The organism is Pseudoalteromonas sp. G4 (genome assembly GCF_028875915.1).
Lineage (GTDB): Bacteria > Pseudomonadota > Gammaproteobacteria > Enterobacterales > Alteromonadaceae > Pseudoalteromonas.
The window spans coordinates 1-16,174 of sequence record NZ_JAPEHW010000088.1 but is presented as its reverse complement, the minus strand read 5'-3'; the positions used below and the strand labels follow the sequence as shown (position 1 = coordinate 16,174).

The 16,174-nt window shown below is 39.4% G+C and carries 15 protein-coding genes; 8 read left to right on the top strand and 7 right to left on the bottom strand.

What is annotated here, in order from left to right:
• The 4 genes from ON073_RS17995 to ON073_RS17980 form a co-directional block, all read left to right on the top strand.
• Positions 1-463 (top strand): SPOR domain-containing protein (locus tag ON073_RS17995; protein ID WP_274763264.1); only part of this gene is annotated, 463 nt, incomplete at its 5' end.
• Positions 464-601: 138 nt separating this feature from the next.
• Positions 602-1,123: an ATP-dependent protease subunit HslV gene (gene hslV, locus ON073_RS17990; protein ID WP_274763263.1), complete on the top strand. Its 522-nt coding sequence runs from the start codon at positions 602-604 to the stop codon at positions 1,121-1,123.
• A 6-nt stretch (positions 1,124-1,129) separates the two neighbouring features.
• Entirely contained in the window at positions 1,130-2,458 is a 1,329-nt protein-coding gene (gene hslU, locus ON073_RS17985; RefSeq protein WP_274763262.1) for an HslU--HslV peptidase ATPase subunit, read from the top strand.
• Positions 2,459-2,520: 62 nt separating this feature from the next.
• The gene (locus ON073_RS17980) at positions 2,521-2,889 is read left to right on the top strand and encodes a gamma-butyrobetaine hydroxylase-like domain-containing protein (protein ID WP_274763261.1); all 369 of its coding nucleotides are present in this window, start codon (positions 2,521-2,523) and stop codon (positions 2,887-2,889) included.
• Here ON073_RS17980 and ON073_RS17975 read toward each other — a convergent pair.
• The 3 genes from ON073_RS17975 to ON073_RS17965 all read right to left on the bottom strand — a co-directional run bounded on the left by ON073_RS17975 (position 2,879) and on the right by ON073_RS17965 (position 6,393).
• Positions 2,879-4,759 carry a methyl-accepting chemotaxis protein gene (locus tag ON073_RS17975; protein ID WP_274763260.1) on the bottom strand — a complete coding sequence of 627 codons (1,881 nt, stop codon included), beginning with the start codon at positions 4,757-4,759 and terminating at the stop codon, positions 2,879-2,881. The genes ON073_RS17980 and ON073_RS17975 overlap by 11 nt on opposite strands.
• A gap of 81 nt (positions 4,760-4,840) precedes the next feature.
• Positions 4,841-5,887, bottom strand: a complete 1,047-nt coding sequence (locus tag ON073_RS17970; protein WP_274763259.1) for an MJ1255/VC2487 family glycosyltransferase — start codon at positions 5,885-5,887, stop codon at positions 4,841-4,843.
• Complete coding sequence (locus ON073_RS17965) at positions 5,884-6,393, bottom strand: phosphatase PAP2 family protein (protein WP_274763258.1); 510 nt, start codon at positions 6,391-6,393, stop codon at positions 5,884-5,886. The genes ON073_RS17970 and ON073_RS17965 overlap by 4 nt, the downstream gene beginning before the upstream one ends.
• A 205-nt stretch (positions 6,394-6,598) precedes the next feature.
• On the opposite strand from ON073_RS17965, the gene rraA reads away from it, so the two are divergent.
• Together rraA and ON073_RS17955 are read left to right on the top strand one after the other, a co-directional pair.
• A complete protein-coding gene (rraA, locus tag ON073_RS17960; RefSeq protein WP_274763257.1) occupies positions 6,599-7,096 on the top strand; it encodes a ribonuclease E activity regulator RraA in 498 nt (165 codons plus the stop codon).
• Positions 7,086-8,138 carry a formimidoylglutamase gene (locus ON073_RS17955; RefSeq protein WP_274763256.1) on the top strand — a complete coding sequence of 351 codons (1,053 nt, stop codon included), beginning with the start codon at positions 7,086-7,088 and terminating at the stop codon, positions 8,136-8,138. Before rraA ends, ON073_RS17955 begins: the two co-directional genes overlap by 11 nt.
• A 75-nt stretch (positions 8,139-8,213) precedes the next feature.
• Here ON073_RS17955 and ON073_RS17950 read toward each other — a convergent pair whose 3' ends face one another.
• Positions 8,214-10,016, bottom strand: a complete 1,803-nt coding sequence (locus ON073_RS17950; RefSeq protein ID WP_274763255.1) for an EAL domain-containing protein — start codon at positions 10,014-10,016, stop codon at positions 8,214-8,216.
• 24 nt (positions 10,017-10,040) lie between these two features.
• Entirely contained in the window at positions 10,041-11,294 is a 1,254-nt protein-coding gene (hutI, locus tag ON073_RS17945) for an imidazolonepropionase (RefSeq protein WP_274763254.1), read from the bottom strand.
• Positions 11,295-11,463: 169 nt separating this feature from the next.
• On the opposite strand from hutI, the gene hutC reads away from it, so the two are divergent.
• Positions 11,464-12,171, top strand: a complete 708-nt coding sequence (hutC, locus tag ON073_RS17940; protein ID WP_274763253.1) for a histidine utilization repressor — start codon at positions 11,464-11,466, stop codon at positions 12,169-12,171.
• Positions 12,172-12,186: 15 nt separating this feature from the next.
• Here the strand turns inward: hutC and ON073_RS17935 are convergent, their stop codons facing one another.
• On the bottom strand, positions 12,187-12,978 hold the full coding sequence (locus ON073_RS17935; RefSeq protein ID WP_274763252.1) for a hypothetical protein: 792 nt from the start codon (positions 12,976-12,978) through the stop codon (positions 12,187-12,189).
• Positions 12,979-13,088: 110 nt separating this feature from the next.
• On the opposite strand from ON073_RS17935, the gene ON073_RS17930 reads away from it, so the two are divergent.
• On the top strand, positions 13,089-15,122 hold the full coding sequence (locus ON073_RS17930; protein ID WP_274763251.1) for a methyl-accepting chemotaxis protein: 2,034 nt from the start codon (positions 13,089-13,091) through the stop codon (positions 15,120-15,122).
• Between the two features lie 30 nt (positions 15,123-15,152).
• Here the strand turns inward: ON073_RS17930 and ON073_RS17925 are convergent, their stop codons facing one another.
• Positions 15,153-15,815 (bottom strand): substrate-binding periplasmic protein, encoded by a 663-nt coding sequence (locus tag ON073_RS17925; RefSeq protein WP_274763250.1) that lies wholly within the window; start codon positions 15,813-15,815, stop codon positions 15,153-15,155.
• Positions 15,816-16,174 lie beyond the last annotated feature (359 nt).

The window sequence follows — 16,174 nt, the reverse complement described above, 5'->3', positions numbered from 1 at the left end:
ACGCCCTTTTCCTATTGCAGCGCTTTTAGTTGCAGTTGTTTTAGTATCGGCTGGTATTTATGGTCTTTATTTCATTACAACAAACAGTGAAGGTAAAGCAGCAAAACAAATAGCTCAAAAAGAGCAAACCTCAGCACCTAAGCCAAAGCCGAAAAAGCCCGACTTTATTGATGAAATTGAAAATGCCAAAATAGAAGTCGAAGTTGAAGAGCAAGAACAACAAGGTCCTTATTATATGCAGTGTGCATCACTTCGAAATCGTGATGATGCTGAAGCGCTAAAAGCACAAATTGCATTTAAAACAGGTTTAATTGCTGATGTTGACCGTACCGAAGGTAAAAACGGTGTTTGGTATCGTGTAAAAATCGAGCCATTTGAAACCAAACGTTTAGCCGAAAGTGCGAACAACCAAATCAAGCGTGCCCGCATGTCTCGCTGCCGTATTTATTTAATGCCGAAGTAATATCACACAAATTTAATTATCAATTCATCACTTGGTAGCTTAGTTGGCTACCAAGTTCCAAACCTCCCCTTGAAATACTCATCTTCGTCCACATATCAATAACAATTGAAATTAACAGATTAAACCTAAGGTTTATTTATGACTACGATAGTTTCTGTGCGCCGTGAAGGCAAAGTAGTGATTGGTGGCGATGGCCAAGTATCACTCGGTAACACAGTAATGAAAGGCAACGCAAAAAAAGTACGTCGCCTTTATAATGGCAAAGTGCTTGCAGGCTTTGCTGGCGGTACTGCAGATGCATTTACGCTTTTTGAACGCTTTGAATCCAAACTTGAAATGCACCAAGGTCATTTAACAAAAGCAGCCGTTGAAATGGCAAAAGATTGGCGCAGCGACCGTGCACTTAGAAAGCTTGAAGCCCTATTAGCGGTAGCAGATGAAACCGCATCCCTTATCATCACCGGTAATGGTGATGTTGTGCAACCAGAACATGATTTAATTGCTATTGGTAGCGGTGGCAACTTTGCCCAATCGGCAGCAATTGCACTTTTAGAAAACACTGAACTTAGCGCACGCGAAATTGTAGAAAAAAGCTTAAAGATTGCAGGCGATATTTGCGTATTTACTAATAACTTCCAAACAATTGAAGAGCTGGGGTAATTTAATATGTCTGCGATGACACCAAGAGAAATTGTACACGAGTTAGATCAGCATATTATTGGTCAAAATAAAGCGAAAAAAGCAGTAGCTATTGCGCTTCGTAACCGCTGGAGACGCATGCAACTTGATGCCGCTCTACGCAGCGAAGTAACACCTAAAAATATTCTAATGATTGGCCCAACAGGTGTTGGTAAAACAGAAATTGCGCGTCGTTTAGCTAAACTTGCCAATGCTCCTTTTATAAAAGTAGAAGCGACAAAGTTCACTGAAGTGGGCTATGTAGGTAAAGAAGTTGAAACGATTATTCGTGATCTTGCCGATATTGCGGTCAAAATGACGCGTGAGCAACAAACTGAAAAATTTAAGTTTAGAGCTGAAGAAGCAGCCGAAGAGCGTATTTTAGATGCGTTATTGCCACCAGCAAAAGATGCATGGGGCCAAGCACAAGAATCTGAAAACACCTCAACTCGCCAAGCATTCCGTAAAAAATTACGTGAAGGTCAATTAGACGATAAAGAAATCGAAATTGATATTTCTCAAGCGCCAGTAGGTGTTGAGATTATGGCACCTCCTGGTATGGAAGAAATGACTAACCAGCTACAAAGCATGTTCCAAAACATGGGTAGTGACAAAAAGTCTAAGCGCAAACTTAAAATTAAAGACGCCTTCAAGTTATTAACGGAAGAAGAAGCTGCCAAGCTTGTAAATCCAGAAGAGTTAAAAGAGCAAGCCATTAATGCAGTTGAGCAAAACGGTATTGTGTTTATTGATGAAATCGACAAAATCTGTAAACGTGGTGAATCATCAGGCCCAGATGTAAGCCGTGAAGGTGTACAACGTGACTTACTGCCGCTTGTTGAAGGCTCAACGGTAAATACAAAACACGGTATGGTGAAAACAGATCATATTTTGTTTATCGCATCAGGAGCATTCCAGATGGCAAAACCGTCAGACCTTATTCCTGAACTGCAAGGTCGTTTGCCGATTCGCGTTGAGCTTGAAGCATTAACATCATCTGATTTTGAGCGTATTCTAACAGAACCTCATGCTTCTTTAACTGAACAATACCAAGCATTAATGGGTACCGAAGGTGTTAATGTTGAATTCCGTGAAGATGCGATTACAAAAATTGCTGAAGCAGCATGGCAAGTAAATGAAAAGACCGAAAATATTGGTGCACGCCGTTTACATACTGTAATGGAAAAGCTAATGGAAGAGATTTCATATGACGCCAGCGAAAAATCAGGTGAAAGCCTAATTGTTGATGCTGATTATGTTGAGCGCTTCTTAGGTGAACTGGTTAAAGATGAAGATTTAAGTCGTTTTATCTTATAATCTAAACACCTTTTAGAAATACAAAAAAGGTGCTTTTTAGCACCTTTTTATTTGGAAATTATATGTTAGTCACCAAATTACATTACCATCGTATCTCCAAGCAATTAGATGTGCATTTTGATAATCAACATATTGCCACTTTAAGTGCTGAGTTTTTAAGAGTTCACTCCCCTTCAGCTGAAGTGCAAGGTCATGGCAATGCTATTTTGGTAACAAACAAAAAAGATGTGGCAATTTCAGCAATTGAACAGGTTGGCCATTATGCTGCACGTATCATCTTTGATGATAGCCATAACACAGGGTTGTATAGCTGGGATTACTTAGCACAACTTTCAAAAAATCATGATCAATTATGGCAAAACTACCTTGCTACGCTTAAACAAAAAAAAGCCTCTCGCGAGGCTTTGATCCCAATAAAACTTACACATTAAATTTTTCAATTGCTTTGTGTAATACCTCTGCTTGAGCCGAAACTTCTTCACTGGTTTGCGCATTCGTTTCTGCGTGCGCAGCTGCCTGCTCAGCAATATCGCGAATTTTAATTACGTTTTTATTCACTTCAGATGCAACTTGATTTTGTTCGTCAATTGCAGTGGCGATTTGCGTGCTCATATCCATAATAGTTTGAACATCTTCGCTGATAGAATAAAGTAAGCTACCCGCTTGTACCGCTTGTTCAGAACTCGCACTACCTTGCGTTTTACAGCGCTCCATCACATTCACCACTTCTTGTGTACGTTGTTGCAATGTTGAAATAATACTTTCTATCTCTTGTGTAGAATCTTGCGTACGCTGTGCAAGTGAACGGACTTCATCTGCAACCACTGCAAAGCCCCGACCTTGCTCACCGGCACGCGCAGCCTCAATTGCGGCATTAAGTGCAAGTAAATTAGTCTGCTCAGCTATACCTCTAATAACATCCAAAACGGAGCCAATCGTGACTGCATCTTGCTCAAGCTGGGTTACCACATCTGAGGCATGTGTTAATGAATGAGTGAGCTCGGAAATACGTGACACTGTTGAATCCACTTCCTGCTTACCCTGCATTGCATTCTCGTTTGTAGACTCGGCTTTTTTCGCTGCGGCTTCAGTATTGTGTGAAATATCTTGGATGGTTGCCTGCATTTCGGTTGCAGCAGTTGCTACCATATCTGCTTCATGTAATTGCTCACGCATACCGTCACTGGTTTCTGCTGTGGTGCTGGCTAGATTTTCTGTTGCTGAATTTAAAATGCCAAGCGCCTGTTTTACTTCAAATATTAAGTTTTTAAAGTCGCCGATAAATGAATCAAAATCACTCGTCATACGCGCAATCTCATCATTACCAACACTTTGCACACTTCGAGTTAAATCATTGGTGCTGCGAATTTGGTGAATAACATCACACACCTTGTTTACTGGAACAATTATTGAACGGCTGGTCATATAAACCAAACTCATTACAATAACTGTGGAAATAATAAATATTACAATAGCTGCTGTTCGTGAAAAATCAGCACTACTTTCAATTGCCGCTTTTGTTTCCGCGGTCATTTTATCTACTAATACGTCACTTTGCGCCACACTAGCTGACATTTTACCCAAAGCGCCTGACTCCAAATTTAGGCCAAGTGCTTCTTGCGCAGCAACTAATGCTGTAAATTCTTTTTGGTAAGTGTTAAGCAGTGATAGTAAGTTAGCTTCATAACTTGCATCAAAACCAGCATTTTTAATGTCTGTAATAAAAACTTGGATATTGTCATTAAATTTAGACAGGTACTTTTTATCTAAGCGCAACATAAAGTCTTTTTCATTACGTCTTAATTGCAGCATATCTGAAAGCAACATATAATTTTTTTGCTGTTTTAATAAAGTCTCTACCTGATGGACTGCATTACGTAAATTGCCATAGGCTGCGTCTTTAGGATGAAGGCCTATTTTTCTTTGTAGAGCCACAACCTCATTAAAATCAGATTTATACTCATCAACAACACGTTCGAGCTGACTAAGTGTATTTGTTGAAATAGACAGGTCTGTTAATAAATCATTTAGCTTATTTGATTTAGACTTTAATGTTTTAAACTCATTATCAAACGCTTCTAATGACTCTTCACCTTTATAAAATAAAAAGTTTTTTTCATGCTTTCGTAAGATCCCCTCTTGAATAGCAAGCTCTTCTGTTAGCTGGATTGCATTGTTCAATTTCAGCATTACCGATGCTTCATAAAGAATTACCAGCAACAAAATAAACATCGCCGCCCCAACAAAAACAGCATTAAGTTGCAGCCGCGCTTTAATTGTTAGACGCTGTAGCAGCTCCATATAAACCTCTGTAATCTATAAATTTTAGAAAGCTTATAAAAGTATAGATGCAATCTTGAATTGTGCTAAAGCTTTACTAATTTAAGCAAAATTTGGTAACTGAACATTCTTCCACAAGCTGTCAGAAAGGGATTTTACATCTAACGTTCCCCTTGCAATCCAATCAGTAAGCGGACTGGGATCACTTGGAAAATTTATCGCTTGTTTACTGTTTACTGAAAGCCAATCATCAACAATATCAACATTTAAACAACTCATGCTGGTCGCAAGACCCGCCTTAACCAAAGTAAAGGCATTTGATGCTTGCTCAAACTGCCCTGACAACGGTTTTAATAGCAGTTTTTTGCCATAACGTAATGCTTCACTTGAGAGCTCAAACCCGGCATTACCAATCGCTCCTGATGCAGAAACAAGATCATTCAAAAAGCCAATACGACAAGGAGCGCGAAGATGAATATGCTGATTAATCGTCTGGTTATTTAATTGTGGGTGATAGCAGTAAAACTCAAACTCAGGAAAATACTTGAGCATTTCAATTATTTTTTGCGGTTCCTCAAACGGTAAATAAACTAACACTTTGTTTTCGATAAAGTTATCTTGTTGCCAACTTTTTACAGGCTCAATAAATGGTGGAATGATATTTTGATGGTAAGGAAACCAATGCACACCTAAATAGCAGCTAGCAGGGGCAAATAACTTTAACCCCATACGAGTGGTTAAGTTAGCGCCCTGCGAGGGGACTTTATTTGATAAAAAAGATGCCTGATGGCTAATGCCAATACAGGGAACTTTAGCCATTTTTGCTGCCCATGCAGAGATCGGCTCAAAATCATTTACAACCAAGTCGTAGCCTGATAAATCTAGCTGTTTGACATCATGTACAAACTGCCCAATACGGACATTTTTAAGGGTTGCTAATTTATTTACACAGCCATTTTCAATGGCAAAGGTAAAACCTTCTCGCGTACGATAGTCATTAAAGTCTGACATATCAAAATACTTATTAGCAGGCCGACCACTGAAAAAGTAATCTACCTTCACATCACTTTTTGCAAATGCTTTCGCCATAGCACGAGCACGCGTGATATGCCCATTACCTGTGCCTTGAATACCATACAAAATATTCATAGTGTTGCCCCTATAATACCAACAGAAGCAAAGCAAATGCCCAACATCGCCCCCACCAAAATATCACAAGGGTAATGCACTCCTAGCATAACCCGAGACAATGAAATAGCCACAGCCACAAATAAAACATAGCTCAGTTCAGGAAAGTACCAACTAATCACTGAGGCAAATAACCAAGCCGCAGAGCTATGCCCCGAAGGTAAACTAAAGCGATCACTTGGCACAACAAACCCCTCTACAATAGTTTGGCTAGGCCGCTCTCTTTTTAGGGTGTTTTTTAGCAGGTAGTAAATTGGTCGCTCTAATGCAAACCCCAAAATAAGGGCAGACAGAGCAAGTTTACTCGCCTCTGTATCCACCACATAACACACAGCCCCAACCATTAAATAAACAAAGCCATCGCCCAATTTCGACACTGTTTTTATGACATACAATCGACGTTTTGATGCTTGGTGATTGAATAACTTAAAAAACGCTTTTCGGTCTAACTGTGAAATGGTTTGCATAGCAATTCTCTTCTTAGAGTTGTTAGTGTGACTTTAGATTGGGCAAGTAACAAAGAGGTGACAGTTTCACGTAATTAAGATGGTATTTTGATGACCTATTTGTGACAGTGTTTCAAATAAAACAAACAGAAAAGCGCGTAAGATCAATTGTATTAATCATACTGCAGGGTATACTGAGTAAACTACTTAAGCCCTTGGAGCTAATATGGAAATCAATACATCAGACCTGTGTGATCAGTTTGCTGATAGCATCGACGTACTAGAACCTTTATTTGTTAATTTTGCTGGCGCAACTGCGTTTTCAGGACAAATCACAACGATTAAATGTTTTGAAAATAACCAGCTAATTCGCGAAACATTATCCGAAGATGGTACAGGCAAAGTGTTACTCATCGATGGAGGTGGCTCTACTCGCCGCGCACTAATTGATATCGAACTTGCTGAGCTGGCACTTGATAACAACTGGGAAGGCCTTGTTGTTTATGGCAGTGTGCGTCATGTTAGTGACTTAGAAGAGCTTGATATTGGCATTCAAGCGGTAGCATCAATCCCTGTTGCCGCTGACAGTGAAGGCTTTGGTGAGTCCGGCGTACCAGTTAACTTTGCAGGTGTATCTTTCTTTGATGGCGATTATATCTATGCTGATAGCACAGGCATTATCCTTTCAGCTGAAGAGCTATCAATTGATTTAGATGATGAATAACCTAACTGTTTATACCGAACAAAGCATTTCGGATTTATGCCAATCACGCGCTGGCGAACAGCGCGTTTGGCAAAGTATTTCATTTATCAATCAGCAACAATCAATTGCAGACGCGTTAGCCGATGCCTCAGCCTATGGCATAAAGTATGTATTAGTGGGAATTCCCGAAGATATTGGGCCACGTGCAAACTTAGGTAATGGGGGTGCAAATCTTGGCTGGAAAGCCTTTCTCTCCAAGTTTTTAAACCTGCAAGCAAATCAGTTTATTGCGAGCAATAAAGTATTATTGTTAGGTGAAGTTGATTGCGTTGATATTATGAAACGCGGCCAAGGCCTAAGCAACAAAGTACCTGCAGAGCTTGAATTATTGCGTCAGCTTTGTGGTGAAATTGATGATATTGCCAGCCCAATATTAAAAATGATTTTTGATGCAGGCTTAGAGCCTATCGTCATTGGCGGTGGTCATAATAATTGCTACCCAATTATTAAAGCCCTTAGTAAAAGTACTGAAAAAGCTTGTTGTGCTATCAACTTAGATCCACACGCTGACTTTAGAGCATTAGAAGGGCGCCATAGTGGTAATGGCTTTAGCTATGCACATAAACAGAATTACCTGCGTGACTATCATGTTATTGCCATGCATGAGCTGAAAAACAACCAGGCGATTATTGATAGCATGCACGATGCAGGTTTTTCGTTTGACTCTTATCAAGCAATAAAAGTACGCCAAGAAATTTCGCTAACTGAAGCAAATAAATCAGCACTAGCGCGAATGCAAAGTTACCAATTACCTATGGGTATTGAAGTAGATGTTGATAGCATTTCGTATATGCCAGTGAGCGCATTTACTAACTGCGGTTTGGCAGTCTGCGAAGCCGAGCAGTTTGTCTACCAGCTAGCTTTAAGCCCTTACACTCGCTATTTACACCTATGTGAGGCTGCACCAAGTGAGCACGCTAACGGGGTTAATCAAGGTAACAATGAAGCAGGCCAAATTTTAGCAGCGTTAGTTGCTAGCTATTTAAGTGGCCGAGAATCATAGTCCCAAATAAAAATAGCAGCGTTAGTTGCTAGCTATTTAAGTGGCCGAGAATCATAGTCCCAAATAAAAAGCGCCCTAGTAAGGGCGCTCTCCATTAGCTAAACGTTTTTGCCACTGTTTTAGCCAGCCTAATAAACCGACATTTGGCAACGGTCTTGAGAATAAATAACCTTGCGCTGCGTGGCACTTCATAGTGCTAATGTAAGTATACTGAGTTTCAGACTCTATACCTTCACACACTACTTTAATGCCTAAGCTATTGCTCATATCGATAATACCGCTCAATAAACTACGAGTATTAACGTTTTCAGCAAGCTCCTTAACAATAGAGCCATCTACTTTGACATAATTAAGCGCAAGACGCGGCAGCCTAGAAAGCTGTAAAGGCTCAATGCCTAAATCATCGAGACACACAGCAATATTATTTTCTTTTAAACGTCGTAAGATTGATTCACCAAAATCAGGTAAACTCATAAACACATTTGCCGGCGCTTCAATAATAATATCGCCTTCACTTAATCTGTGCTCTACAAGCACTTCTGCTAAATGGTCAATAAACTCATCTTGTAATAACTCTTTACCAAACAAATTAACGCTGATTGGGATATGAATTTCTTCTAACTTAATCGCAAGCGCTAACTCAGCTGCTTTTTCTGAAACCCAGTGGGCAATTGGCAATGTTAAGCCTGCGGCATTAATTTCATCAATAAAGTGTTTGGCCTCTAAAGTACCAAACTTAGGATGATGCCATCTTAATAGCAGTTCAATAAATAAGATTTGATTAGTTTCAATATCAATTACAGGATGAAAATAAAGTTGAAAGTCGCGTTCAAAATCCAGAATTGATAAATCCGCGAGAAGCTGTTTGCGTTTTTCAGCTCGTTCGGCAATTTCTTTCTCAAATGTGATTAACCAATCAATCTCATTTGTAAATTCAATAGAAAGGAAAGCTTGTGCAAGTAACTGCTGCCCTTTTAACTGTTTTTGATCTTCCACAATGGCAGCGCGAAGGCTTAGCTCTGAATCAATATTTTCAACATGCGTTGGCTTATGAACTAAATCATAAATACGATGCACTAAACGCTGATGAAGATGCGCTTCAACGCTAGTATCAACTGCAAAGGCAAAGTCAACACCACCTAAGTAACATAGCTTTACTGGCTCATTAAACATAGTCAATGAAAGCACATCTGACGCATTCAATTCATCATTGATTTTTTTACCTAGTTTCGCAATAAGTAAGTCACCAAAATCATGACCAACCATACGATTAATCTTGCCTAAACCTTCTAGTTTAATTAGCACTAAAACCCGACTTAACGAGTTTTTTTGCCAATTATCATACCCGTTTAGAAACAAACTGCGGTCTAACAATAATTGCTTATCGTTATGCGCTTCAGCGCCTTTCATTTTATTTGATAATGCAACCTGTAAACGTCGCTCGCGGCGGAAAAAGGTGTACAAATTAGCGCAAACATAATGAAATACCACAGCAACGCCGAGCCAAGCGCCATTGAGTACTTCGAGATAAAAGCCCGCAGATAGCGCCAAAAATAACGCCAAGCTAACAATGTTTAACCATAGCGCCATGCGCTGGGCTTTTTTCTGCTGTGTAAAATAACATTCGGCGGTGAGAATAAGGGCGCAGATAATAAGTGCGACAACATTATAGGTAGATAAAAACGCTAATGTTGCAACACCCAGCAAAATATCCAGCACACGAATTACCGCGTTTCCAGCCTGCAAAATCGCTAGTAGCCAACTAACCAGAAGCATACCTGCAACTAAACTAGGAAATGTAAACATTACCGTATCTGTTGCAGCAAAAAGTGAAAATGAACTCAACACTAATGTACTTGCCGCTATTATTTTTTTCATACGCCTCTCACCGGAAATAGCTTCCTATTTTAATTGCTGACCATCTTTCCATAGCCCCTTCAATGGGTTGACGCCATATTGATACGATAACTGAGCCGGAGAATCAATATCCCAAAGTGCAAAATCAGCGTTTAGTCCTACTTTAATTTTACCGCGATCATTAAGGCCTAATGCGCTTGCTGCATTCACTGTAACACCCGCTAATGATTCTGCTGGAGTTAGTCTAAATAAAGTACATGCCATATTAAGCATTAATTGTACCGAACAGATTGGCGATGTACCTGGGTTAAAATCAGTTGCAATTGCCATTGCCACTTTGTGCTTACGCAGTAATTCAATGGGTGGTAGCTGCGTCTCACGTAAAAAATAAAACGCGCCTGGCAGTAACACTGCAACAGTATTAGCTTTCGCCATCGCAATCACACCATTTTCGTCAAGAAACTCGATATGATCTGCTGACAAACCATTATATTCGGCAACCAGTTCTGCGCCTTTTAAGTTTGATAACTGCTCAGCATGTAACTTTACTGGTAAGTTATATTGTTTTGCAGCATCAAATACTCGGCGCGTTTGCTCGTTAGAAAAACCAACGCCTTCACAAAATGCATCTACCGCATCAGCAAGTTTTAGCTCTGCTACTTTAGGCAGCATTTCATTACATACTAATGAAATATAACCATCAGCATCGTCTTTAAATTCTGGTGGCAGTGCATGCGCACCTAGAAACGTTTTTTGCACATCGATAGGGTGATGCTGATTTAGCTGTTCAGCCACTTCCAGCATTTTAATTTCACTGTCTAAATCTAAACCATAGCCTGACTTAATTTCTACCGTGGTAACACCCTCATTAAGAAGTGCATTTAGACGTTCTTTAGCAGTTACAAACAGCGCTTCATGGTCAGCCTCACGGGTCGCTTTTACAGTTGAAATAATACCACCACCTTGCGCTGCAATTTCCTGATAGCTGGCGCCATTCAAACGCATTTCAAATTCATTTGCGCGGTTACCCGCACACACTATATGCGTATGACAATCAATAAAACTTGGCGTAATCCACTTGCCATGCCCATTCACAACGGGTGTTTGTAAACTATCAAATTCAGGAAATGTCGACGCTTGCCCGCACCACGCAATTTTGCCATCTTTGATACCTAAAGCAGCATTAACTATCGCACCATAAGTATCATCAATGGTGTTATCCATCGTTGCAATATGGACATTTGTAATTACTAAATCGAAAGGCTGTTTCGCTGCCGTATTTACGTCATTGGCTGTCATAACTTACTCAAAATACATGTAATCTAAAAATGAAAGTCTACCAAGAACACTTGTATATACAATACAAATATGCCATCTTGATTGTATCTTTTATCAACTATAGCTTGATTACTCGCGATTGCTTAGGTAAAAGGCTTAAAACAATTGATTAATCAATAACACTGTTACTATGGCACAACCTAAATTTGCGCAAATAAAACAACACATCATTAGCAAAATTAAATCAGGTGAATGGGCTGAGCACAGCCGCGTCGCTTCTGAAAATGAATTGGCAGAACAATTTAGTGTTAGCCGTATGACAGCTCGCCGTGCGCTCAGTGAACTAACTGATGCCGGTATTTTAAGTCGCACGCAAGGTTTGGGAACATTTGTTGCCAGTTTTAAATCACAATCTAACTTACTTGAAATTCGCAATATTGCTGACGAGATAAAAGAGCGCGGCAGTGATCATCGATGTATTCCAGAAGTTTTAGAATCAATGCCTGCAATCGCGCCTATTGCCATTGCTCTAGGAGTTGAACAAAACAGCCAAGTATATCGTTCGGTTTTGGTTCATTTAGAAAATGGCACACCAATTCAAGTAGAAGAGCGTTTTGTTAACCCTACATTTGCGCCAGGCTATTTACAACAAAACTTTGAGCAGATTACACCGCACGAGTATTTATGTGAGGTGGCACCACTCACTGAGGCACGTCACACAGTTGAAGCGATCATGCCTAGCGCCCAAGTAAGTCAGTGGCTTTCCTTATTTAATGAAGAACCTTGTTTACAAGTTATCCGTCGTACATGGTCATCTAATGGCGTTGTAAGTTTTACTCGCCTAATCTCACCTGGCAGTAAATATCGACTTGGTGGGCACCTTACTTTCAAACGCTAAGAAATAACGTATTTCTTAGCAATTTTGCAGGCCATCAAATAGATCCGCGTATTTAAACTTAAAGCCTAGTTTTAGTAATAAGTCGCTTGAAATGATACGTGGTTCTTTGCCTGCTTTTTCAAAGCTTACTGGCAACATACCGAGTTGCTTGGTTGCCTCACCATAAAACGTCTCTTTGGTCGGGTGATGCGGTGTGACTAAATTAATAATTGGCTCGGGTACAGCAATTTCAGCTATAAACTGTAACCCATTTACCGCATCCTCTTGATGCAGCATATTTACAGTTGCATTCGCACTTGAAGATAAACTTTTACCGCTTAAAAATCGCCCTGGGTGACGTTTTGGCCCCATTAAACCACCTAAGCGTACTATTACTGTATTTAATCCACTTTCAGCAACAATTCGCTCGTTTTGTAGTAAACGAGATTGTTTTTCGGTTTTTGCCGTAAAAGCATCCAATTCAGTAAAGTGAAGCGGCTCATCAGGATAAACCCCTGTGGTAGAACAGAAAATAAAGCACTTAGCCTGCTTTGCTTTAGCTTCAGCTAAACTTCTTACTAAATATTCTTGATACGCACTTTGTGCTTCAAGCGTTCTACCTGGTGGAATACAAAAAAACCATACAGCCTCAGTAAGTTCAATATCACAAATATCTTGCTCGATATTAAATTGAACCCAGCCTTTTTGATTTTTTTGTTGGCGGCTAGTTTTAATAACATGCCAGCCTGAATTTTCGAGATGCTCTGCCAAAGGGGCGCCTAACCAACCCGCGCCCACTACAACGCCATTATTTGAATTATGAGTCATTACTAGATAGAGTCTTAGAACAAAATTCGATTATATAACAATAATTTTGCGCATGCTTTTGGGATTTTGTAACTTTAAAATACAACTGTTTAGTGCTCAGGAAAATAATAATGCTAAATAACTTATCCTTGAGAAAGAAAATTTTATTCTTAATTGGTGGCACCATTACTGTGCTATTAATACTCTCAGCTATTTATTTTGTTAACCATATTTCAAACTTATCTCGTACTTCCATCGAATCTGAAGCCAAGAGTTATTTAAATACTGAAAAGATAAATATTGAGGGGTTCTTTTCGCAATATGGCAGAGTGGTTGAAACCTTTGTTACCAACCCACATCTGGTCGAATGGTTTGCAAATTGGACTGAACGTGGCGCAGACTATAAAAGTGCGCAAGGCTACAATGCAATTAACCAAGATTTTTTACGTATTAGCGGTAACGATAGCAACATACTCTCAGCATTCTTTGCATCAGCTAATACAGGTGCATATTTTAAAGAAAACGAGCGTACAACTCACTACAACGGCGCAGACTACTTCGCGTATAAACGCGGTTGGTGGCAAGATGCGCTCAAACATGATGGTTTATATGTAGGCCCTCTGGCTATTGATTTAACTACGGGTAATGTATCTGCCGTTGTTCAACAAACGGTTTACGATGCAAACCGCAAATTAGTGGGGGTTGGAGGCGTTGATCTTAAGCTTAATAACATTGCTGAAATGATCGAACAAATTCAGTTTAATAATGTGGGCTATGGCTTTTTATTAGATGATCAGCAAAAAGTTGTTCATTTATCTAATCGTACTAATCATGACCTTTCAGTAATCGAAGACGAATCTAAAGGCATCAAAAAAGATGACCTCTCTGCACTTGAATCTCAAATGCCTAACACCAAAGGATTTGCTGAGTTGAACCAGCAAATGAAACAACACAAATCAGGCCAAACGCAAGTTACCTTAAATGGTGAAACATACTTTGTTATTTATCAGCGTTTAGAGCTTTCTAAACCAAAACTGAATTGGTATCTCGGTTTATTAGTGCCAGAAAGCTATATCAATATCCCAGTTAAAGAAGCCGCTTGGGCAACAACCTCAAGTGTTATCATCATTTTACTAATAATTATGGCAATGATCGTGTTTGCTACGCAAATGATTGTAAAGCCAATTACATTGCTTACAGAAACGATGAAAGACATTGCTTCAGGCGAAGGTGATTTAACAAAGCGCATTCATATCGACAGTAATGATGAAGTGGGTCAGTTGGCAAATCATGTGAATACCTTTACTGATAAACTGCGCAACTTATTAATTAATACCCGCGACCAATCAATTCAACTCGATAGCGCCTCTGCTGAATTAAGTCGCGTATCTGAAGAGACACACCAAGAAATACTGCAAGAAAAGGACGAAGTAGATAATGTCAGTACCGCAGTAACAGAAATGGCAGCAACAGTTCTTGAAATATCGCGTAATGCGCAACAAGCTAACGAAGGCACAGATTCAGTAAATGAGTTAACCAGCACTGGTGTTAGCCTTTCAAATACTGCAAAAGAAGAGATGCTGACTCTTTCAGAACATATACAAAAAGCAGCAGAGGTCGTATCCGGGCTAGAGCAAGAATCTAACAATATTGGCAGTGTAGTTGATGTTATCAATAGCATTGCTGAACAAACTAACTTACTTGCCTTAAATGCGGCCATAGAAGCAGCGAGAGCGGGCGAACAAGGCAGAGGGTTTGCCGTAGTAGCAGATGAAGTAAGAACGCTTGCTAGCCGTACTCAAGAATCAACAGATGATATTCGCAATATGATCTCTCGATTACAGCAAATTGCAGTGCAAGCCACTCAAATGATGGAACAAGGTAAAGATCAAGTATCGCGCTCAAGTGAACAAACTGAACAAGTACTTCAAGCATTTACTGATATTTCAAGTTCAGTCACTCAAGTACAAGATCAGAACCATCAAATTGCCACGGCAACGGAAGAGCAAACAGTTGTCGCGGAAGATATAAATAACAACTTAAATTCAATCAATGCATTAGTGAATAATACATCTGATCATGCAAACGAATTAGCTAAAGAAGCGCAAACGCTTCGCCTTTTAGCAAGTAACCTGAATAAAACAGTAAACGAATTTAAACTTTAAAGGCAATGGCTAAGCAGGGAACTGCTTAGCCTATTTTTCCAGTTTACCAAGATACTTTTCTACAATACGTTGATAACCACCTTCTAGTAAAAATACAGCAAGCTCTCGATTAAATTCATCGCGTAAATCTTTATCAGAAAAAGCAGCACTTGCAGTAACAGCAGGCATCAACAAATGCTCGGTGAAAATAGATACATCCCGCTCTTTATTCTTTAAACGATAAAAATAATAAAATATAAATTTATCTAACACAGCATAATCATATCGTCCTTTGCGTATAAGTTCAGGGATCACTTTCATTTTCGGTGATTCAAAATAGTTTTTTTGCTGTGATAGCTCATCAAAGAAAGGACCAAAATAGCCGGGTGCACCTTGAAAGGTTATGACTGAATGGCCTTTAATTTCAGCCAAGTTAGCTGGATTTAAATTGTTTGATTTTAATGAGAATACAGTTGGAGCATATTGCACAATGGGTAATGAAACAAAGAAATTATCATCATCTTGAGCCATGAATATTGGCGCCATAGCTTTAAAGTCACCTGATTTGATTAACGACTCAGCTCGCCCTAACGGCACAAAATGAAACTTAACGTTATAACCCAAACGGCTTAAAACAGCCTTAACAACATCTAAATCAATTCCATTATTTTCTTCATGTTTAATAGTATGAGGAGGCCCCTCACTGCTTAACACAACGATTTCTTTTGCGTATAACTCAAATGTAAAAAGGAAGATAAACAGAATGAGAAGTCTTAGCATGAAGTAGTAATGATAGTATTAGGCATGAAAATAATTATGAATAAAAATATATTTCTTTCAATCACTAAGGAGAAATTAACAGTACAAAGACTTTATAGTGATCACCAAATCAAATTAGAAAGCTTTTTACTTAGTTAGCCGACGAGTGACTATCGCGTAGTACAAAGAGGTGAGCTCTGCGACCTACATAGATTCAGGATTCAGGATTCAGGATTCAGCAATATTCTGAAGTCTGGTTGCTGAATTCTAAAATTGTTTACCGCCCAAACGCAAAAAGCCCGCTCATTGAGCGG